The 19,556-nt window shown below is 55.4% G+C and carries 15 protein-coding genes and 1 tRNA gene; 10 read left to right on the plus strand and 6 right to left on the minus strand.

Features of this window, described 5'->3' with window-relative positions:
* The first annotated feature begins 457 nt into the window (after positions 1-457).
* A complete protein-coding gene (locus SH421x_RS07395; RefSeq protein WP_488854777.1) occupies positions 458-1,330 on the plus strand; it encodes a hypothetical protein in 873 nt (290 codons plus the stop codon).
* Positions 1,331-1,364: 34 nt separating this feature from the next.
* On the plus strand, positions 1,365-2,546 hold the full coding sequence (locus SH421x_RS07400; RefSeq protein WP_488854778.1) for a tyrosine-type recombinase/integrase: 1,182 nt from the start codon (positions 1,365-1,367) through the stop codon (positions 2,544-2,546).
* On the opposite strand, the gene SH421x_RS07405 is transcribed toward SH421x_RS07400, so the two are convergent.
* The gene (locus SH421x_RS07405) at positions 2,538-3,635 is read right to left on the minus strand and encodes a DUF4062 domain-containing protein (protein ID WP_488854779.1); all 1,098 of its coding nucleotides are present in this window, start codon (positions 3,633-3,635) and stop codon (positions 2,538-2,540) included. The genes SH421x_RS07400 and SH421x_RS07405 overlap by 9 nt on opposite strands.
* Before the next feature lie 115 nt (positions 3,636-3,750).
* Positions 3,751-3,836, minus strand: a tRNA-Leu gene (locus SH421x_RS07410).
* 263 nt (positions 3,837-4,099) lie between these two features.
* Between SH421x_RS07410 and SH421x_RS07415 the strand changes: the two genes are divergently transcribed.
* A complete protein-coding gene (locus SH421x_RS07415; protein ID WP_488854780.1) occupies positions 4,100-4,594 on the plus strand; it encodes a DUF420 domain-containing protein in 495 nt (164 codons plus the stop codon).
* A gap of 110 nt (positions 4,595-4,704) precedes the next feature.
* On the opposite strand, the gene SH421x_RS07420 is transcribed toward SH421x_RS07415, so the two are convergent.
* The gene (locus SH421x_RS07420; protein WP_488854781.1) at positions 4,705-6,258 is read right to left on the minus strand and encodes a 2-isopropylmalate synthase; all 1,554 of its coding nucleotides are present in this window, start codon (positions 6,256-6,258) and stop codon (positions 4,705-4,707) included.
* Between the two features lie 845 nt (positions 6,259-7,103).
* Here SH421x_RS07420 and SH421x_RS07425 point away from each other — a divergent pair.
* The 6 genes from SH421x_RS07425 (at position 7,104) to SH421x_RS07450 (ending at position 13,173) form a co-directional block, all read left to right on the plus strand.
* Positions 7,104-7,637: a hypothetical protein gene (locus SH421x_RS07425; RefSeq protein ID WP_488854782.1), complete on the plus strand. Its 534-nt coding sequence runs from the start codon at positions 7,104-7,106 to the stop codon at positions 7,635-7,637.
* A 27-nt stretch (positions 7,638-7,664) separates the two neighbouring features.
* Positions 7,665-8,804 (plus strand): hypothetical protein, encoded by a 1,140-nt coding sequence (locus SH421x_RS07430; RefSeq protein ID WP_488854783.1) that lies wholly within the window; start codon positions 7,665-7,667, stop codon positions 8,802-8,804.
* A gap of 243 nt (positions 8,805-9,047) precedes the next feature.
* Positions 9,048-9,674, plus strand: a complete 627-nt coding sequence (locus tag SH421x_RS07435; RefSeq protein ID WP_488854784.1) for a 3-keto-disaccharide hydrolase — start codon at positions 9,048-9,050, stop codon at positions 9,672-9,674.
* A complete protein-coding gene (locus SH421x_RS07440) occupies positions 9,671-10,297 on the plus strand; it encodes an HAD family hydrolase (protein ID WP_488854785.1) in 627 nt (208 codons plus the stop codon). The genes SH421x_RS07435 and SH421x_RS07440 overlap by 4 nt, the downstream gene beginning before the upstream one ends.
* A gap of 230 nt (positions 10,298-10,527) precedes the next feature.
* A complete protein-coding gene (locus tag SH421x_RS07445; RefSeq protein WP_488854786.1) occupies positions 10,528-10,944 on the plus strand; it encodes a response regulator in 417 nt (138 codons plus the stop codon).
* Positions 10,945-10,989: 45 nt separating this feature from the next.
* Positions 10,990-13,173: a chemotaxis protein CheA gene (locus tag SH421x_RS07450; RefSeq protein WP_488854787.1), complete on the plus strand. Its 2,184-nt coding sequence runs from the start codon at positions 10,990-10,992 to the stop codon at positions 13,171-13,173.
* Between the two features lie 89 nt (positions 13,174-13,262).
* On the opposite strand, the gene xylA is transcribed toward SH421x_RS07450, so the two are convergent.
* From xylA to SH421x_RS07465, 3 genes are all read right to left on the minus strand, one after another.
* On the minus strand, positions 13,263-14,573 hold the full coding sequence (gene xylA / locus SH421x_RS07455) for a xylose isomerase (protein ID WP_488854788.1): 1,311 nt from the start codon (positions 14,571-14,573) through the stop codon (positions 13,263-13,265).
* 203 nt (positions 14,574-14,776) lie between these two features.
* Positions 14,777-15,598, minus strand: a complete 822-nt coding sequence (locus SH421x_RS07460; protein ID WP_488854789.1) for an SDR family NAD(P)-dependent oxidoreductase — start codon at positions 15,596-15,598, stop codon at positions 14,777-14,779.
* A 128-nt stretch (positions 15,599-15,726) separates the two neighbouring features.
* Entirely contained in the window at positions 15,727-17,133 is a 1,407-nt protein-coding gene (locus SH421x_RS07465; RefSeq protein ID WP_488854790.1) for a Gfo/Idh/MocA family protein, read from the minus strand.
* A 487-nt stretch (positions 17,134-17,620) separates the two neighbouring features.
* Here SH421x_RS07465 and pyk point away from each other — a divergent pair, with 487 nt between their 5' ends.
* Positions 17,621-19,093, plus strand: coding sequence for a pyruvate kinase (pyk, locus tag SH421x_RS07470; protein WP_488854791.1), 1,473 nt, complete (start codon positions 17,621-17,623; stop codon positions 19,091-19,093).
* The last annotated feature ends 463 nt before the right edge of the window (positions 19,094-19,556 follow it).

Genomic DNA, 19,556 nt, shown 5'->3' on the forward strand with positions numbered 1-19,556 from the left:
CCTGCGCTTTTAACTATCCAGCTACTCGATTCGCAGAGGTCAAACCGCTAATTGAAGCGACCGACGATGACTTGGCGCTATTGATCGCAGCGGCGCGAAAACTGTTTCGCCGATTCAGTTTTTTTAGCAATGGCGTCTCTAAACTTGGCTACTGGGAATGCGCTTTGATGCTGGGCGTGGAAACCAGACTGCGGCCATTAGATTTGCGTCTGCTTCGATTCCAAGATGTCAATTACGCCAAGCAAATGTGCAAGTTGATATCTGGCTTAGAAGTGTCACTTTCGCGCGATGCGATTGAGGCGATCAGAGCAATTCAACGCCCGCGACGAAAGTACATTCTCGAAATCCATTACCGACCGAAAAACTGGCTAAGAGCTTACCGAAAAATTGCTCTAGCAGCCGGTTTGATGCGGCGTCTAGATGACTCGAACACCTATAGCGATCAGGAGGCGCGATCATGAAATTCGCGACGATTCTATTTGCGATCGAAAAAGGCCGAATTGAGACAGAGGACGCATTCGCGTCTCCCTTGCCGACGGTCAGCGGTCGTCTCCTTAGTCAAGAGACCAGGCGTCACGGCTGCCGATTGGAAGCGTTACATCGCGTCTGGCTTCATAACGGCCGAGCTTCGATTCGTCCGGAGTCGCCGCTTCGCTGGATGATGGCGATTGAGATCACGCCAGCCGAGCCGGCCGAGATCGAAAGAGTTTGGACGCTTGGCGAGCAAGGCTTTCTCGATACGTTGACCGGATACGCTTTCCGCTGCCTGGCGCCGACGTGCGAAGAGGAACAGCTCTTGCTTGGAGACTGGGCGAAGATGACCAGGCCGGCCAGCGTCGAGACGATCGTCTCCGAGATCAAATGCCGGCTTCTGGAGACCGAGACCGCAATGCTCGGCTATCTGAAAGAAGCGGCTCGCTGCTATCGCCTCGGTCTCTGGCGATCGGCTGTCGTGATGATTGGTTGTGCCGCCGAGAAAACCGCAACGGACCTGATGGAAGCCTTTCGCGGCGTCATATCGCCGGCGGATCGGCAACCGTTCGAGCGGCAGTTTTTCCGAAGCGACACGATCGCCAAGCGGTTCCAGGTTTTCGACCGGTTCTTTCACGTCGAAAACTACGATCTCGACGCGACCGAGGCGCTCGAGCTCAAGCAGGCCGCCGCGAATGCGTTCCAAAAGATTCGCCGGCTGCGCAACCAGGCTTGCCACCCCAGCGACCAACAAATCGACCGAGACCAGGTCGCCGACTGTTTCGGCCAGCTTGCCGAGTTTTGTCGCTGTGGTCGAGTCCTAACCGAGCGATTCGACCAGATGCGAGCGACCCTTTAAGAAGTAAATCCGGATCCCGATTGAATTGAATCCAATGAGCGAAGAAATACGCGTTTTCCTGACCGAGAAAAAAGACCGCCGTTATATTCAGGCGTACTACATCGATCCGATCGACGGCCGGCAAATCTACAAGTCGACCAAGACGAACGATAGCTCCGCGGCTCAACGCTTTGCCGCGAAATGGGAGTCCGACCTCCACGCCGGCCGCTATGAGCCGTCGAAGTTGACATTTGAGGCATTTCGCGATCGCTATATCGACGAGGCACAAGCCGGCTTGGCTGAGCGAACGCGAGACAAGACGCTGGCGGCGTTTAATCACCTAGAGCGGGTCATCCGACCGCAGCGGCTTCGCGATATCACAGCGACGCGTCTGAGCGTCTTTCAGAACAAGCTGCGAGAGGAGGGGCTCGCCGAGTCGACGATCGCGAGCTATTTGCGGCACCTGGCCGCCTCTTTCAAATGGGCCGTAAGTATGGAGCTGATCTCGAAGGCGCCGCAAATCAAAATGCCACGATCGGCAGGCCAGAAGAAAATGAAGGGCCGGCCGATCACGCTCGAAGAGTTTGAGCGAATGATTGAGAAAACGCCCTCGGTCGTCGGTGAGGCAGTCGCCGAGAGTTGGGAGCACTTGTTGCGAGGCCTCTGGCTTTCGGGGCTTCGCATTCGCGAAGCGTTGTCGCTCTATTGGAACGGATACCGTGGAATTATCGTCGATCTCGAGGGACGCCGGCCGATGCTACGAATCCCGGCCGAGGCAGAGAAGGGGAAGCGAGACCGCTTGTTGCCGATCACGCCGGACTTTGCCGAGTTCCTCTATGAGACGCATCAACTCGATCGGCACGGCCGAGTTTTTCGCCCCCTCAGCAAAACGGGAAAATCGGTTGCCGATGACTACTCGATCATTCGGACGATCTCAGCAATAGGCAAAGCGGCCGGCATCAAGGTAAGCGAAACGGAGAGTCGATCGAAAGGTGAGAACGGCAAGCGAGAGAAGATGATCAAAGTCAAGTTTGCCAGTGCTCACGATCTGCGGCGAAGCTTCGGGCTGCGGTGGTCTCGGAGACTTATGCCGCCCGATTTACAGCAACTCATGCGGCACGCGACGATCGCGACGACGATGGATTATTATGTCGGGCACGATGCGGAGTTGGCCGCAGACACAATTTGGCAAGCAGTAGAATCAGAGAGTGCGAGCGTGAGGACCAGGTCACACTAGGCGCTCGAGATCGTTGTAGAGAGGAAAGCCTGAGAAATCGTAATCTGGCGATTCACCGAGGATCGCAGCGCAGTTCTCTTTTTTGACTTCCAAGCGACGCGTTTTGCCCGCTCCATGTACAGAGATCGTATCTCGACTGACTAACTTGCCGATGATTTCGTCTAGGTGATCGTGAGACAAATGTTGAAATGGCGGCGTTTCGCGAAGGTCTTCAATACTCAGTTTCTCCCCCGGATAGATCAGGCGCACAATTGCCGACATCCAAGCGGTGTCAGCCAACTCCTTTCCCGCACGCTGGATATTAAAAATGTCGGGACTTGGAACGAAAGATGTAATCGTCTGGATTAGCTCTTGCGCCTCAAGTTCTCGGACCGCTGCTTTCCAGCGGATACTACTGCGCGGCTCGTTTCGATGGGTTAGTTTCAAGCTGCCAATTGTTAGGACCGTTCCTTCATCAGTAGTGGGTATGAAATGAAGTAGTTTTCCGCTACTCATTAACATTAAGACCCACGTCGCGTCCTTAGAAAGCATCTGATCGCTCAGATGCATGTTTGCCAGTTTGCTCGTTGCATCCTTCGAATCAAGAATACCATTCATTACTAGAGTTATCTGACTGAAAAGGACCGTTGCGAACTCACCGCTAGTTGCAAACTCGCGATACAGCGACCGAGGTTGAATCGACGTTTTGAACTCGGATAGCGAGTCCCATTGCCTTCGATCGACGCTTTGAGGGAGGGGATCCGTCGAAAAGAAGAGGAGTACGCGGTCAGGGCCGTGGATGTCGATAAACTCATTTACTTCCTGAACGGTTCCAGAGAGATCTCTCGCGGTCGGACTGCCAAGGCGATGTCGAAATATTGCAATTAGAAAGTCGCATCGCTTTAGAAGTTGGCCGTTGATCAAATCTTGGGGATGCGCACCCGTTGCTAGTTGGGCATGCGTATCGAGGGTCACCGGCTCAATGATTGCTCGCCGCGATAGCGAGTTGGCGCCATTCCATTGAGCTACTACGTCCTGGACAGATTTTCGCTCAGGTTCTGTATCCCCTGGACTCGCGACAAACGCTCGAACGATTAGGCCCGTTTGCATGGGTGGCTTTCCTCTCGAAATCGAGTTCTGGACAAACCTATGGACAGTCGCCGCCAGCGATCGTCGCGGCCGAAAAGAGCGATGCCGCAAGTCGTTGTTAGATAAGTTCTTAAAGTAGCCGAGGCGGGGCTCGAACCCGCACGGGGAGTTATCCCCACAGGATTTTAAATCCTGTGCGTCTGCCAATTTCGCCACTCGGCCGTGGATGGGATTGGGTTCCCGCTGTTGAAGCTGTTTGGGATTCCGGTTTTCTTCCGTGCTATTCTGGCGATCAGTCGCAATCGTCACAAGTATAGGCTGCAAATCAGCTTGGCTTGGCAACTTCCTGGTGGATGTCGGTCTGATTGGTTCGCGGCGGACTGGTGGGTCTGCCGATAAGGGGAAAGCGGACGGGCGCTTACGAGGCCGCAAATTCTCGCTAGACTATCCGCATTCACAAGCATTCACTTCTGGGGGCGACAGGGATGCTATCGCTGATTGCGCAAAATTATGGATTTTTGCCGACTCGTGGTTCGGTGATGCTCGATTTCGTCTTTTTGGCGATGTTTGGTGTGATCGTGATCATGGCAATCAGCATCGCGCTGGTTCGTTTTTGGCGATTGTATGACCTGCACAAATGGCTTCAGATCATCCTGGGGCTGGTGCTACTATTGGCGGTGATCGCATTCGAAGTAGATATGCGATTTTTCACCAACTGGCGCGAGCTGGCGGAACCATCGCCGTATTACGCCTCGGGGGCGGTCGACACCAGTCTCTACATTCATTTGGCGTTTGCGATACCGACTCCGCTGCTTTGGGTTTATGTGATTGTGATGGCGCTACGGAAGTTCCCGAGCCCGACGATGCCCAACAGTTACAGCAACACCCACAAAATTTGGGCCCGGATCGCGGCGATCGGCATGACGATGACCGCGGTGACCGGTTGGGTGTTTTACTATCTAGGATTTGTCGCTTCGTAACGCCGGAAATGTCGAATGTCGAAGTGCGAATGACGAAAGAGGCACGAAGGCCGAAAGCGTTTATCCGCTTCGACGCGCTTCAACTTGCGTCATTCTAATTTCGACATTCGTTATTCCGAGGAAGTCGTTTCGACCGGTTGAGCCGTCTTTCGCCAGATGCGATTTACCGCGTCCAGGATCGCTAAAACGGTTGATTCGACCGTGTCGGTCGAGACTCCGCGACCGCGAAAGATGGCGCCGTTGTGGTCGATATCGACGGTGACGGTTCCTTGGGCGTCGCGGCCCAAGGTAGCGCTGCGAACTTGGAAGTCTTTGCAGTTCAGTTTGACCCCGGTGATCCTTTCGACCGCCCAAAACGCGGCGTCGATCGGGCCGTCCCCTTCCGAAACTTCGGCCGAATGTTCTTTGCCGGCATGGGCCAAGGTCATTTTAACATTCGGTTGACGCTTGGTGCCGGACGAAACTTCGAGCGAGACCAGCGACCATTCTTTGGTCAGGTCGCTGCCGCGAATCTGCTGTTCGCAGAGGGCCGAGATATCGCCGTCGTAGATCTCTTTTTTCTTATCGGCCAACTCTTTGAACTGCTCAAAGACAACCTGCAATTGCTCGCCGCTCATGTGATAGCCGAGGCTTTTTGCGCGATCAGCCAAGGCCGCGCGACCACTATGTTTGCCGAGGACCAAGTCGGTTTTGGCGAAACCAACATCCTCGGGACGCATGATCTCGTAGGTCGAACGTTCTTTCAGCATCCCATCTTGGTGAATGCCGGCCTCATGGGCGAACGCATTGCGACCGACGATCGCTTTGTTGCGTTGGACATGCATGCCGGTGACGCTCGATACCAAACGGCTGGCCGGGACGAGACGCTCAGTATTGATCCGCGAATCGACTTGGTAGTAGTCATTGCGGGTACGCATCGCCATGACGATTTCTTCCAAGGCGCAGTTGCCGGCTCGTTCGCCGATGCCGTTGATCGTGCATTCGATCTGGCCGGCGCCGGCTTCGACTGCGGCCAAACTGTTGGCGACCGCCAGACCAAGGTCGTTGTGGCAGTGAACCGAGATGATCGCCTGATCGATGTTCGGCACCCGATTGACCAGGTCGCTGATGACGCGGCCCATGTGGGACGGGGTCGCATAGCCGACGGTGTCTGGAATGTTGACCGTGGTAGCGCCCGCTTTGATCGCCGCTTCGACCACGCGACAGAGAAAGTCAGGCTCGGTACGTGCGGCGTCCTCTGGAGAGAACTCGACATCGTCGCAATAACCGGCTGCCCGAGCGACCCCTGCGATGGCCCGCTCGACGATTTCATCCGGAGTCATCTTCAGCTTGAACTCACGGTGGATGGCGCTGGTCGCGAGAAAGACATGGATCCGCGGCGACTTGGCGGTTTTCAAGGCTTCCCAGGCGCGATCGATGTCGCGGTCGTTGCAACGAGCCAGGCCGCAGATCGTTGCGCCGCGGATGTTGCTGGCGATTTCGTGAACCGCTTCAAAATCGCCGGGGGACGCGATCGGAAAACCGGCCTCGATGATGTCGACTCCGAGGTCGACCAGCGCCTGGGCGATCTCCATTTTCTCGGGCAAGTTCATGCTAGCGCCGGGAGATTGCTCGCCGTCGCGGAGCGTCGTGTCAAAGATCTTGATAGTGCGTTGATTGGACATGGTATCTCAAGTAAACCTGACGAAGGTGGATATTCAATAATGTATCGAATCGGCGTGCCGGCCGGGCGCCGGCGCGGCTAGCAGCAGCTGGCCGCGCTGGGCGAAGTTAGGTGCGTCAGGAAGCATAGGTAAAGTCATCTGCGGTAAATCCAATAAAAAAACCCCAGCGGCCAATTCGGGGGGCCGTGGGGTTTCAAGCTATTCGTTTGATGCCAGCGTGTTGCGTACGCTATCCCCTACGGCCGGTGACCGGTTAGTAGTAGTAGGGGTAATAGCGAAATGCTGGACATCGGCTTTGTTGTTGGTTTTGGGCTACAAAAAAGTAGTTGTGCTTCTGTAGGGACTTTAACTGCGCCAGAAGGTTCAGTCAACCGGAAATAACCGTTTCTGAAGTCAAAAAGCGTGGCTTCATCCGACTTCAAGGCAGCCGTGGATGCCCTATTTTTAGGGACATTGGGCCACTGGGAGCCAAAATCAACCTAGGATTGCAGACCGTAGGAGCGATATAATTTGGCTCACGGTTGGAGAAAAAGAAGGAGGAGTCTGGCCATGCCGGGCGATTCGATTGATTTAAGCAGCGACCCCAATCCGCAATCTTCGGCGGGTAACCGAGGTCCTAGCCGACGTGAATTTTTAGGCGTGCAATTTAGCTGCTGCGGCATTTATGCGCGCATCTATAAAAATCGAGCAGGAACGCACTACGAGGGGAAATGCCCGAAGTGCTATCGTGCGGTCCGATTTGAAATTGGTTCTGGAGGAAGCGACTCTCGCTTCTATACTGCGTATTGAACGACTTCGGCTGATCGCGTACTATCTGCCGCCGGTCCGTGGGTGGGCGGTGGAGAATGGTTCGTAGAATTTTGCCCCGACGCATCTTTGCGCATTGGCTGCCGATGATGGATTTTGATGTTCAGCGGTGCACGCGCCGCTGTGCTGCGACCGAACGAGAACTATCGCCAGGGGAGACCTTTTACTCTGTCCTGGTTCGCGATGGCGCCGACGTGGTGCGCCACGACTATAGCGCCGAAGCCTGGCAAGGCGCGCCCGAAGGGGCCGTTGGTTGGTGGAAGTCCGAGCTGCCGTCAGGCAAATCGCGTGGTCCCGATTGGGCGCCCAGCGATGTGATGCTCGACTACTTTGAAAGTTTGGCGGAAGACCCAACCAAGGAAGATGTGCGCTATGTGATGGCGCTGCTGATGATCCGCCGCAAGATCTTGCGACTGGATGACGCGAGTGACCCAGGGGAGGGGCCGGAGATGTTGGTCGTCTCGAGCGTGAAGCGCGACACGCAATACGACGTGCCGGTTTCTAATCCCAGTGCGGCGCGGATCGCCGAAATTCAAACCGAAATTGCTCAACTACTCGAATCGGCGGCGTAACGCCGATCCGCGAAAGGCATGGAAGCCGTGTACGCGAAACTAATCTGGCTGCTCCTTGGGGGCAGCGTCCTTTGCATGTCGATGGGGGCAGGTTGTCCAGCGATGTTGCGGCCGATGCCGGTCAACAACGCGCCGGTCGCATTCGCCACGCAGCCGACGCTGGAGCAAGTGATCGCCCAGGTCAACGGCAACACGGCGCGCGTGCAAACGGCCGAGACAACCGGCGCGACGATCTCGCTGCAAGGCTTTCCGGCGATTCGGGCCAATATCTCGATGGCGCCCCCGCTTAATTTTCGCCTGACTGGCGAAGCGGCCTTGATGGGGCAGGTTCTCGACTTCGGCAGCAACACGGAAGAGTTCTGGGCTTGGGCGACGGTTCCTGGTTGGCCAGGACTTATCTATTGTCGACACGATCAGTATCAGTACAGCAACGCGCGACAGTTGTTGCCGGTTGAGCCGACTTGGATCTCTCAGGCGATGGGTTTGGTGATCTTTGAGCCCGGCGGCAATCATCAGGGGCCTTATCCCACGCCGGATGGAAACATCGAAATCCGCACGCAGATCAACGGTCCGAGCGGGATGATCACCAAGTCGACGGTCATCGACAAAACGTATGGCTTTGTGTTGCAGCAACATGTTTACGATCAGGCCGGCAATACGTTGGCGTCGGCTCTAGCTTCGGCCCATCGCTTTGATCCGACCACTGGCGTCTCGTTGCCGCATCGGGTTGATTTGAAACTGCCGGCGGCCCAAATGGAATTCACCATCAACGTTTACGATTATCGAATCAATCAACCGACGTCGTCTCCCAACGTCTTTATGAAACCACAGCGTAGCGACGCGCGATCGATCAACCTGGCCGATCCCAATCTGCAAATGATGCCGTCAGGCAATGCGCCAGTCGGGTCGGGAGCAGTTGCGCCAGGTTACATCCCCTCTAGCGGCTATCCCACGCAAGCCGCGCCGCAAAGTGGCTATCCGGCGCAACCGCAGCCGGTCTCGCAAGTCGCGCCGCAATCGCCCTACTCGGTTCAGCCGTACAATCCAGTGCAGTCAGGGCAGGGAAGCGTGCCGGTCAACAATATGCCTTCCCAGGCGGCGACCAACTATCTGCCGCAAGCCCAGTACGATATGCAGCGGACGCGGGGATTTGATGTGCGGCGATAGACAAAAGCGGGAAAGTTTAGCGTGACGAATCAGGACGACCGGTGTTGATATTCCGAGGTTTGGCGTCGACATAGTGAATTCCGAATTGAAGCAGTTGGGCGATCGCCAGCGGTGTTCGATTCCTGTCTTCCTGCAGTTGTTGCAACTGCAAAAATCGTCCCCACATTCTAGCTTGGCGCTTCGCCCTCTATTATCCTGGGAGCAAGTTTCCCGCCTTGCTGACTTTCTTCCGAGGTCCCGCTCATGCCCCGTTGTTGTCTATCGCTGTTGTTAGTTGTGCTCTCCACCGCTTCTTTGTTGGCCGCTGATGCGACGTCGTTATTTGATGGCAAGACCTTGGAGGGTTGGGAAGGGAAGAGCGAGTGGTTTCGCGTGGAAGAGGGAGCGATTGTCGCAGGGTCGCTGGAGAAGGCGATTCCGAATAACGAGTTCCTATGCACCAAGGTCGAGTACGGCGATTTTGAGTTGACCTTAGAAGCGAAGCTGGTCGGGCAGGGGACCAACGCTGGCGTGCAGTTTCGTAGTCAGCGGATCCCCAATCATCACGAGATGATTGGTTTTCAGTGCGATATCGGCAGTACGCCTGTCCGTTCGATTTGGGGATCGTTGTATGACGAATCGCGTCGCAAGATATTCATGGCGGAAGGCCCGGCCGAAGAAGTCGCCAAAACAGTCCAGACTGGTGAATGGAATCGGTTAAGAATTCGCTGCCAAGGACCGAAGATTCAGATCTGGGTCAACGATTTGCAAACGGTCGACTACACGGAAGCGGATGACGCGCTTCCCAGGGCTGGGGTGATTGGTTTGCAGATTCATTCTGGTCCGAAGGCGGAAGCGTCGTACCGCAAGTTGCAACTGAAAAAACTATGAGCTCGCAGAGAATCGAGTTTTTGTATTTTGATTTGGGGAACGTCCTGCTCTATTTTGATCATGATCGCGCCTGTCGGCAAATGGCTCAGGTCGCCGATGCGCCGGTTGAGCAGGTCCGCGAAGTCGTCTTATTTAGCGGCATGCAGCTGCGGTACGAAACCGGCGAGATCGACACTGCCGAGTTTCACGCTTTTTTCTGTCAGCAGACAGGCCGTTCGCCCAGTCGAGAGCAGTTGTCGTTGGCAGCCAGCGATATCTTTGAATTAAATTACCCGGTGATCGAAATCGCCCAATCCCTGGCTAGGCAAGGGCGTCGGTTGGGTATTCTGTCAAACACGTGCGCGTGTCATTGGGATTTTTGCATCGATGGGCGATACCCATTTTTGCACGATCCCTTTGAACAGTATGTGCTGAGCTACCAGATGAAGTCGATGAAGCCCGACGCTGGCATTTATCAAGCAGCGATCGAGCAAGCCGGCGTCGCGCCTGGGGCGATCTTTTTTGTCGACGATCGGCCCGAAAATGTCGCCGGCGCCTTGGAGAATGGGTTGGACGCTGTCTTGTTTATCGGCGCCGATCAGCTGTACGAAGATCTGGCGGCTCGCGGCTTGCATTTCAGTTAGCGCGATTATGACGGCGATGACGGGCCCGATGTTGAAATCAGGACTGTTGTAAGGGGGCGCCTGTCTCACGGATTTCCGAATTCCCCCCTGTTTCTCCGCCGCGTTCCAAATAATTGCCTAGGCTTGCAGGTCTTCGTCTACAAGGAGAACCGTCGCAGGGACGTACTTCTAGGGGCAGGCGAACAGCAGTCTGAATTGCGGATTGTGATTCTCGAGACCGAAAGACTGAAATGAACAAGATGGTACTCCATGTGGATGACGACCCGCAGATCTTGCGGCTGGTCAATCGACATTTAACTAGCGCTGGATACGAAGTTGTTTCGCTAGCGCAACCAGAGAAGACGTTGAAAACGCTGCTCGACCATTCAATTCGCGTTTGCATTCTCGATATCGAAATGCCGCGGATCAATGGGCTCGAATTGCTGCGGGATATCAAGCAATACGATGGAGGCGTGCAAGTCATCATGCTGACCGGCTTGGTGACGCTCTCCACGGTGCTCGACTCAATGCGATTTGGAGCAGAGTCCTGTTTGTTTAAGCCGGTGACAGATTTTGATCCCTTGCTTGAAGTCCTGAATGCATCGTTCGCGAAGCAGGCCCGCTGGTGGGATGCTTTGCACGAACTGAAGCAGCGGCAACTCGCGTAATCACTATCCCTATGCACAAGTGTCGCAGCGGAACCCTGAGCTATCATGAGTGAACACGACGCTAATACCGAACTTCTTGTCGGATTCATCGATGAATCGGTGCATGCTATTCAGGATTTGCCTGTACTCCTGACTGCGTTCAAAAATGATTCGAACAACGTCGAGGCGGTCCATTCGGTATTCCGAACGGTCCATTCGATCAAAGGCAATGCCGGCTTCTTCGGGTTAACGGCGATTAAAAAATTCGCCCACTCGCTGGAAAACGCGCTTGACGAAGTCCGCAACCAAAAGACGCCGCTAACGGATGAGCTTTGCCGAGCGCTGGTAGAAGGAATCGATACGCTCGATCAATTGCTGCACGCTGTAGAGAACCAAACGCATGCCGAAACGTTAAGCGAAGCAGATCTAAAACTGTTAGAGCAAGTCGCGGTGCTTTCGAAGACGAAAGCCGGCAACGAGGATGCTGCCGGACAAGAGCTGCTTGCCGAATTGTTAGAGATGGCGGATGAAATGACCGCCGCCGGTTTTCCGGAATCGCTGAACTGGGCCGAACGAATTCGCGAATTCGGCCAGCTTTCGGCGCCTACTGCCAAAGTAAAGCCAATCGCATCGCCGGCCGAATTGTTGTCGCTGGAATTTACAATCGGCGGAGTCGAGTTGACCCGTTCAGTTCGCAAGCTGATCGAGATGTTTGTCACGGCCGAAACCACACCGTTTGACGATGATCGTTCGACAGCGCTGCTAGAGTCGTTCGCCGAACTGAAGGTGTGTGCCCGGAACGCGGCGGATTCGTCGCTGCTAGCCGTATTAGAAGAAGCGGGCCGCAACTTCAAAGCGATTTACGACAGCGGGATCGGTGTTGACGCGATGCTGCTGAGCATTATTTGGGAACAGCTCTCACCAGCGCTAGAATCGCTGACGCCGCGCGTGGAGGCCGAACCCGAGTCGCCGGCGGCGGAGTCTCCCACGGTTGAAGCAAAAGAGAGTGAAGTCAGCGAAGCGGATGGCTCGTCAGGCAAATCCTCCAGCTCCAAGAAAACGCGATTCCTGCGCGTCAACGAAGAAAGCATCGACACTTTTTTGGATGACGTCTCTAGCTTGTTCATTACCTGTGAGCGGCTTAAAGACATCCAAAGTCGGATGACGGGCTCCAGCGTGTTCCGCGAATTGGTCGAAGAGCTGCGACAAGTCAATATCTCGTTCAACCTGCAAGCCAACCGCTTGCAAAAGAGTGTGGTTTCCTTGCGCCGCGTACCGATTCGGGGGATGTTCTCCAAGTTCCCACGGATGGCTCGTGCGTTGGCTAGTAGCTTAGAGAAAAAGTTGGACGTTCATCTCGCCGGCGAAGACCTGGAAGTCGACAAGTCGCTGCTGGAAGAGTTGGATGCTCCGCTGACGCATATGATTCGCAACGTCGCCGATCACGCATTGGAGTTGCCGGCCGATCGCAAAGCACGCGGCCTGGACGAAGTTGGCAACTTGTGGCTGTCGGCCGAAGCGACGCGGACCCATGTTCTGATCACCGTCCGTGACGACGGACGCGGCATTGATCCCAATCGCTTGCGCCGCAAAGCGGTGCAAAGCGGCGCGATCACTGAATTGCAAGCCGAGCGGATGTCGGATCAAGAAGCGATTGAGCTGATCTTTCATCCTGGCCTGTCGACCGCCGAGCAAGTGACGGAAATTTCGGGCCGCGGTGTCGGCATGGATGTGGTTCGCACCATGGTGCAAGAGAACGGCGGCGAGATTCGCGTCGAGTCGACATTGGGTATCGGGACCCACTTCACGATCGAGATTCCGATTCGTCAAGCGGTGTTAGTCATGGATGGTCTGTTAATCCATGAAGGAGCGGAGCGTTATGTCGTTCCGTTTGAATCCATTCGTGAGGTGGTCGATCTACCGTACGAAGAATTGAAGACCGCTGGCGGAGCTCCGGTGGTGACGTTGCGCGGCACAACTTACGCCGCCATCTCACTTGCCGAGATACTGGATATTCCTCTAGATACAAAGCGGAAGAACGAGCGACAATCGGCAGTGCTTTTAACAAGCAAGCAGGGAGACGCTTGTCTGATGATCGATCAGGTGATCGGCAAACGCAAGGTCGTGGTCAATAGCCTGCAGAACATCTTGCCGGAAGTCCGTGCGATCGGCGGCGTAGCCCAATTGGGCGGCGGCGAATTGGCGCTGGTCTTGTCAGCGAACGAAATTATTCGTTCGATGAAGCGTTAACGAAACTGCGGGATGAAGTCACAAACAAAAAAAAGCCGCCAGAGGGATCCTCTGACGGCTTTCCTTGTTTCGATGGTCGGCACTGTCGATTACATGTAACGATTGAACAAGTTCTCGAGCATCTCTTGGCGTCCGCTGGTGTTGGGAGCGACTTCTCCCTTGGCCAGCATGTATTGCTCTAGCGACTTGAGGTCGTGCTTGCCGGCTTCGATCTCGGCGCCGACTCCACTGTCCCAGCTACCGTAGCGAGCCTTGGTGAACTTGTCGAACTCGCCATCGGCGCGAATCGCAGCGGCGACTTTCAAGCCTTTGGCGAATGCGTCCATGCCGCCGATATGAGCATAGAAGAGGTCGATCGGCTCGAAGCTTTCACGTCGCACTTTGGCGTCAAAGTTCACGCCGCCGCTCCCCAGACCGCCATACTTCAAGATTGACAGCATCACTTCGGTCGTCAGATAGTAGTTGGTCGGAAACTGGTCGGTATCCCAGCCCAACAGTAGGTCGCCGGTGTTGGCGTCAATCGAACCGAGAATGCCGTTCATGCCGGCATATTCCAGCTCGTGCTGCATCGTATGCGAAGCGAGCGTTGCGTGGTTGGTTTCTAAGTTCAGCTTGAAGTGCTTGTCGAGACCATACGACTTGAGGAAGGCCAGGCAGTTGGCGGCGTCAAAGTCATACTGATGCTTGGTCGGTTCTTTCGGCTTGGGTTCAATTAAGAACTGACCTGTAAAGCCGATCTCTTGGGCGTAGTCGACCGCCAGATGAAAGAACTTCGCCAGATGATCCAGCTCACGCTGCATGTCAGTGTTCAGCAGGTTTTGATAACCTTCGCGACCACCCCAGAACACATAGTTTTCGCCTCCCAAATCTTTGGTGACTTCTAGGCACTTCTTGACCTGCGAAGCGCCAAAAGCGAAAACGTCTGCATTGCAACTGGTTGCAGCCCCATGCATAAAGCGGGGATGGCTGAACAAGTTGGCGGTTCCCCACAGCAACTTGATGCCGGTACGCTCTTGTTCAGATTTTAGCGCGGCGGCGACGGCGTCGAAGATCTTGTTGGTTTCGCTTAGTGAAGCGCCTTCCGGCGAAACGTCGCGATCATGGAACGCATAGTAAGGAGCGCCCAGCTTTTCGATAAACTCAAAAGCGACGCTCACGCGCTTCACCGCGTTCTCTACCGAATTGCTGCCGTCGTCCCAGGGACGGATCGCCGTGCCGGGACCAAATGGGTCGGCGCCGGTCCCGCGGAACGTATGCCAATAGACGACGCTGAACCGCATGTGGTCGCGCATCGTTTTGCCTTCGACCACTTCGTCCGGATTGTACCAGCGAAAGGCCAGCGGATTCTTCGAATCGGGACCTTCGTATTGAATCTTGTCGACTTCGGGAAACGCTGCCATGACGGTGTTTCGTTGGGGATGAAGTGGTGGGGATGACGATCTGCAGATCGAACCAGCGATTTCGCAGGCCCTCTCTATCCGTTCTGTCGATAGAGCGAAAGTGAGCATCATAAAGCGCGAACTAGCGGCATTCAACCGACTGGAATCGCATCCGCCGAAGATATTTTACAATCCGAGCCTGAATCCTTGCGTGCTGAGTTTACTTACGTGCTGGATCCACGCGAAGAGAACTTTGCCTGCAACCAATCTCCCCATCCCGGAGATATTTGTGCAATCGCGAACAACACGCGGGCCTTCCAAGGGACGACTAGTTCTGATTGTCGCTGCTCACAAGCATTGAGGATTGCGGCCGCGAGATCCATGGGATCGATCGCTTTCAATTTGACTCCGGCTCCGGGCTGGCGAGTTTCGGCTGGTAAGTCGCCGGCCTGATCGTTGTAGCGGTTGCCTGCATCTTCGCGCGCAATCGGGCCTGGGCAAACCAGCAGGACGTGGACTCCGTGGTCCTCTAGTTCGAGACGCAACTGCTGAGAAAAGCCTGCTAGGGCAAACTTGGTGGTCGCGTAGGGACCAATAAAGCGGGCCGCGCTTTTGGAGGCCAACGAGCCAATGTTGACGATATGTCCTTTACGCCGGATGATCATCGGCGCACAGGCTTGTACGCAGCGAATCGCCGTGATCACGTTCAGCTCCCACTGATGGCGAAAGTCGGCAAGTTGCGTCTCTAGCAGCTTGCCGCGTGAGGAGATGCCGACGTTGTTGAGCAGCAAATCGAGTCCGCCGAAGTGGGACTCAATTTCATGCCTCAGTCGTTTCACGTCGTCGTCCGACGTGACGTCCGCCGCGATGGCGAGCGTTTTGCCGGTGAGATCTTGGAGCGATTCAGCGGCGGCGGCTAATTCTGTTGGATTGCGAGCGGTCATTACGACTGTCGCTCCCCGACTGACAAGTTGGCGTGAGATCGCCAACCCAAGGCCACGCGAAGCGCCAGTGACCAGCGCGACTTTTTCATTCCAGTAGGTCATCTGGCCGATGTTTCATCAAGGGAAATTGAGCAGGCCTTTGCGATGATAACGAAAAAGCCTCGGTAGGCAATTGCCCACCGAGGCCTGGGGGTGTTGCGAGAACGGGGCGTTCTCACGACGCAGCAGCTTCAAACAGTGACTTCGTATCCCTTACGGGCCTCGCGAGCCAACCAGCGGTTGGCGTCGTCGTCGCCAACAATTTGCTCGTTTTTCTCGTCCCATTTCACCGTGCGATCCAGACGCAACGCAATGTTGGCCAGATGGCAGGTCGTCATCGCGCGATGGTGCGAGTAGACGTCAGAGATCGGGTCTTTGCGTAGCTTGACGCACTCCATAAAGTTCGCCATGTGGGCGTTGCCTCCTTGCGGGGTCATCCCTTTATAGATTTTTCGGATCGCATCTTCCGGCAGCGGATTGTCCTTGAGTTCTTCGACCGGTGCTCCCACCAGCTTGCCGCGGTTGACCATGAAACGGCCTTTGGTTCCCTCAAACAGGATGCCGTTGTCAAACCCGTGTTCATTGCATTCGTTGCGAATATTGACTTCGATGTCGCCGGGGAACATGGCGCGAACATGAAACTCGGTCGGCGTGTTGTACCGATCGTCTTGGGTCGGCATGCCGTCTTGGAAAGGAGTTGGAAACTTGGCCAGGACCGGTTCAAGACTGACCGGACCGCCGACCCCCTGTTGATCGAGACCCCATTGGGCGATGTCGACATGGTGTGCGCCCCAGTCGGTCATTTTGCCGCCCGAGTATTCGTACCACCAGCGGAATTCGTAATGACAACGAGAGTTGCCGGTTCCGTTTCCTTTATGGCGATATTCGACCATTGGAGCCTGGCCGAGCCACATTTCCCAGTTCAGTTGTTTCGGCACTTCGACGACCGGAATGGGGCCGCTGTCTGGTGCGCCGCCGATCGCGACATGAATCTTTTGGATCTCGCCGATGCGACCTTGATTGATCAGCGCGATCGCTTTTAGGAATAACTGTCCCATTTCGCTGCGCTGTTGGGTTCCGACCTGGAAGACGCGGCCGGTCTCTTTGGCCACTTGGCAGATCTTTTTCCCTTCGTCGATCGTCAGCGTCAGCGGCTTTTCGCAGTAGACGTCCTTGCCGGCTTTCATCGCTTCGATCGCAATTTTCGAGTGCCAGTGATCGGGGGTGACGATGGTGACGATCTCGATATCGTTACGATCCAGAACCTTGCGATAGTCTTCGACAACATCGACTTTGCGCTGGCGACCGTTTTGTTTGTTTCCTTCTTCGCACCGCTTGCGACCTTGTTCGGCATGGTTGGCGTCCACATCGCAGACGATCGCCACGTCACCAAATTTCATCGCGTTGGGACCAACCGCTCCCCAGCGAGAGCCAGTGCCGATGCAGCCGACCACAGGTCGATCGCTGGCCGATTCCGTTTTCAGTTCGTCCGCGACAACCCGCGAACCGGAAAAGTAGTAAGGGACAGCCACACTGGCGGCCGTCACGGCGCTGGCTTTTAGAAACCGGCGGCGATTGGAACGATTCGCTGGACTCACAGAGCGTCTCTCCTGGGCGAAAGCAAAAAGTTGAGGACCCGGCGGAATGGGGATACCAGCGCAGGTATTCCGCCTCAGCGGTAAATACTTCTCGTTTAATTACGCTTTTGCGGCGTTGGTTGAGCTAAGTCTATCCGCGCGAGAGCCTGCAATCTAGTTTTTAGAGAGGTTTTCGAGAGAAATGTTAGACAAAAATAACAAAAACCCGCAATTCAGCCTCTCGGGAACGTGAAGCCAATTTCATCTTCCAAGGCCTATTCCCCCAGTTTGAATAAGGAGGGATGAACAGTACGCGTTAAGCAAGGGCAATGAATGCCTAGATTCCGTTAACAGCGGAGAGGTGGTAAAAAACGCCGGTTATCCCTAAATGCATGGATATACGGGGGCCAGAACCGTCGCTGTCCCTGGTCGTCACTTTCTAAGGAATGAACTAGAGTACATCGAACTGGTAGAACACGATTTGTTGCTTTTTGAAGGTCGTCGATATATGTCCGCAGCCCGCCTACTCTCTCAGCGTGCCCGCACCAAAATAGTGGCGACGGTCGGTCCCGCATGTAATTCGCCTGAGATGCTGGAGCAGATGATTCTGGCAGGGGTCGATGTCTTCCGGCTCAATCTTGCGCACGGAGAATTAAGCGAACATTCTCGCGTTGCGACGACGATCCGCGAGATTAGCGAACGTCTGAAACGTCCAGTTGCAACGCTGGCCGACCTGTCTGGCCCCAAGATCCGCCTGGGCACGTTGGTGCAGGATCCGATTTACTGTGTCGAAGAGCAGATGTTCCGCTTTATCCGCGGTGATGTAGCGACCGAACCCAACGAACTGGTTAGCAATTATGAACCGCTCATCGACGAAGTCAAAGTGGGCGATAATGTGATGCTGGCCGACGGTACGATCACGATGGAAGTGGTCGAAAAGTCAGACGACTCGGTAACCTGTGTCGTGGTCGCCGGCGGGATCTTACGCAGTCGCCAAGGAATCAATCTGCCTGGCACCAAGCTAGGTGTTGAAACGATCACTCCGCGTGACCGTGATCATATCCGTTGGGCCGCCGAAACCGATCTTGACTATGTCAGTCTGAGCTTTGTCCGTGAAGCCGACGACATTCGTCAACTGAAAGATTTGCTGCAAGCGCACGAATCACGGGCGATGGTGATCGCCAAGATTGAAAAGCGCGAGGCGCTCGACAACCTCGAAGAAATCGTCGAAGTCTCCAACGGCGTGATGGTCGCACGCGGCGATCTCGGCGTAGAAATCGATGTGGCCGAAGTCGCCGCCGCACAAAAGCTGATTGTTAAAACCTGCACGCGAATTGGTCGTCCGGTGATCGTCGCGACACAGATGCTAGACAGCATGACCAAAAATTCGCGTCCCACACGCGCGGAAGCGACCGACGTGGCCAATGCGATCTTGGATGGCGCCGACGCATGCATGCTGTCGCAAGAGACCGCGGTCGGCGAGCACCCGATCACCGTCATCAAGATGATGAATCGCATCATGTTGGCGACCGAAAAGATGCTGTGTGATGAATTATCAAATACCAGAAGCAGCGGCGAGATCGGTATGGTCCACCCCGTGACGCAAGCGGTTGTTTCAGGCGCCACGCGAACGGCGGATCTGCTGAACGCCAAGCTGATGGTGATGGCGACCCGCACCGGCGGAACCGCGCTGACCAAAGCCAAGATTCGCGACTGTATCGCCACGATCGGCGTCAGCGACTCGAAGGCGGCGCTACGCCGGATGTGTCTCTACTGGGGGATTATCCCGATCGATGGCGCCCCGGTGCATAACGGCATTCAGCTTCGTCGCTTTGTCGACAAATGGGGCTTTGACGCCGGTCTGCTCAAACCGGGGGATCGCGTCGTCTTCGTCACCGGCGGCGGCATTATGCAGTCGGCCGAGTATATCGTCGTTGTCCACAAAGTGGAAACTCCGGAAGGCTACGGCGTCACCGAATAGCATCCGCGGCGTTTTATCGCTGGTTTAAGTCTCCCATCGCCTGGCGCCAACTCTGGAAGAGTGCCAGGCGAACCGCGCGATTTCGTACGGCGCTAACCAGATATCGGTCTAAGCGCCGCCGATCGCGCCCCGCAGCGCCGTTCCAATCATCCCTCTCTAAGGCGAGATTGTCGGTTAGCGTTGATTTTCTCCACGGCGTTTCACCACCGGTGTTAGTGCCGCCAACTTGCTTAATTTCAGCCCAACGTTGTCTTGATACGAGGCGGAGTTAGTTAGGGGAGGCCGCGTCATCGTTGGGGGCGCGATCTGATCGTGTAGCTTGCAGAAGTAGGCTATTGCCGGATAATCTTCCGTTTAAGACGGTTAGAGAGAGGAATTCTGTCGTAGATGCCGCAGAATCGTGAATTCGACGAACAAACGCCGTTGGGCGACGTCCTATAATTGTAAGGTTTTGCAGGACAGC

The organism is Blastopirellula sp. SH421, assembly GCF_057808535.1.

Excerpts from the sequence above, each read along its gene's own strand:
- SH421x_RS07405 (WP_488854779.1), bottom strand. The coding sequence starts at position 3,635 with ATGCAAACGGGCCTAATCGTTCGAGCGTTTGTCGCGAGTCCAGGGGAT.
- SH421x_RS07420 (WP_488854781.1), bottom strand. The coding sequence starts at position 6,258 with ATGTCCAATCAACGCACTATCAAGATCTTTGACACGACGCTCCGCGAC.
- SH421x_RS07435 (WP_488854784.1), top strand. The coding sequence starts at position 9,048 with ATGCCCCGTTGTTGTCTATCGCTGTTGTTAGTTGTGCTCTCCACCGCT.
- SH421x_RS07440 (WP_488854785.1), top strand. The coding sequence starts at position 9,671 with ATGAGCTCGCAGAGAATCGAGTTTTTGTATTTTGATTTGGGGAACGTC.
- pyk (WP_488854791.1), top strand. The coding sequence starts at position 17,621 with ATGTCCGCAGCCCGCCTACTCTCTCAGCGTGCCCGCACCAAAATAGTG.
- SH421x_RS07395 (WP_488854777.1), top strand. The coding sequence starts at position 458 with ATGAAATTCGCGACGATTCTATTTGCGATCGAAAAAGGCCGAATTGAG.
- SH421x_RS07425 (WP_488854782.1), top strand. The coding sequence starts at position 7,104 with ATGGTTCGTAGAATTTTGCCCCGACGCATCTTTGCGCATTGGCTGCCG.
- xylA (WP_488854788.1), bottom strand. The coding sequence starts at position 14,573 with ATGGCAGCGTTTCCCGAAGTCGACAAGATTCAATACGAAGGTCCCGAT.
- SH421x_RS07445 (WP_488854786.1), top strand. The coding sequence starts at position 10,528 with ATGAACAAGATGGTACTCCATGTGGATGACGACCCGCAGATCTTGCGG.
- SH421x_RS07400 (WP_488854778.1), top strand. The coding sequence starts at position 1,365 with ATGAGCGAAGAAATACGCGTTTTCCTGACCGAGAAAAAAGACCGCCGT.
- SH421x_RS07415 (WP_488854780.1), top strand. The coding sequence starts at position 4,100 with ATGCTATCGCTGATTGCGCAAAATTATGGATTTTTGCCGACTCGTGGT.
- SH421x_RS07450 (WP_488854787.1), top strand. The coding sequence starts at position 10,990 with ATGAGTGAACACGACGCTAATACCGAACTTCTTGTCGGATTCATCGAT.
- SH421x_RS07460 (WP_488854789.1), bottom strand. The coding sequence starts at position 15,598 with ATGACCTACTGGAATGAAAAAGTCGCGCTGGTCACTGGCGCTTCGCGT.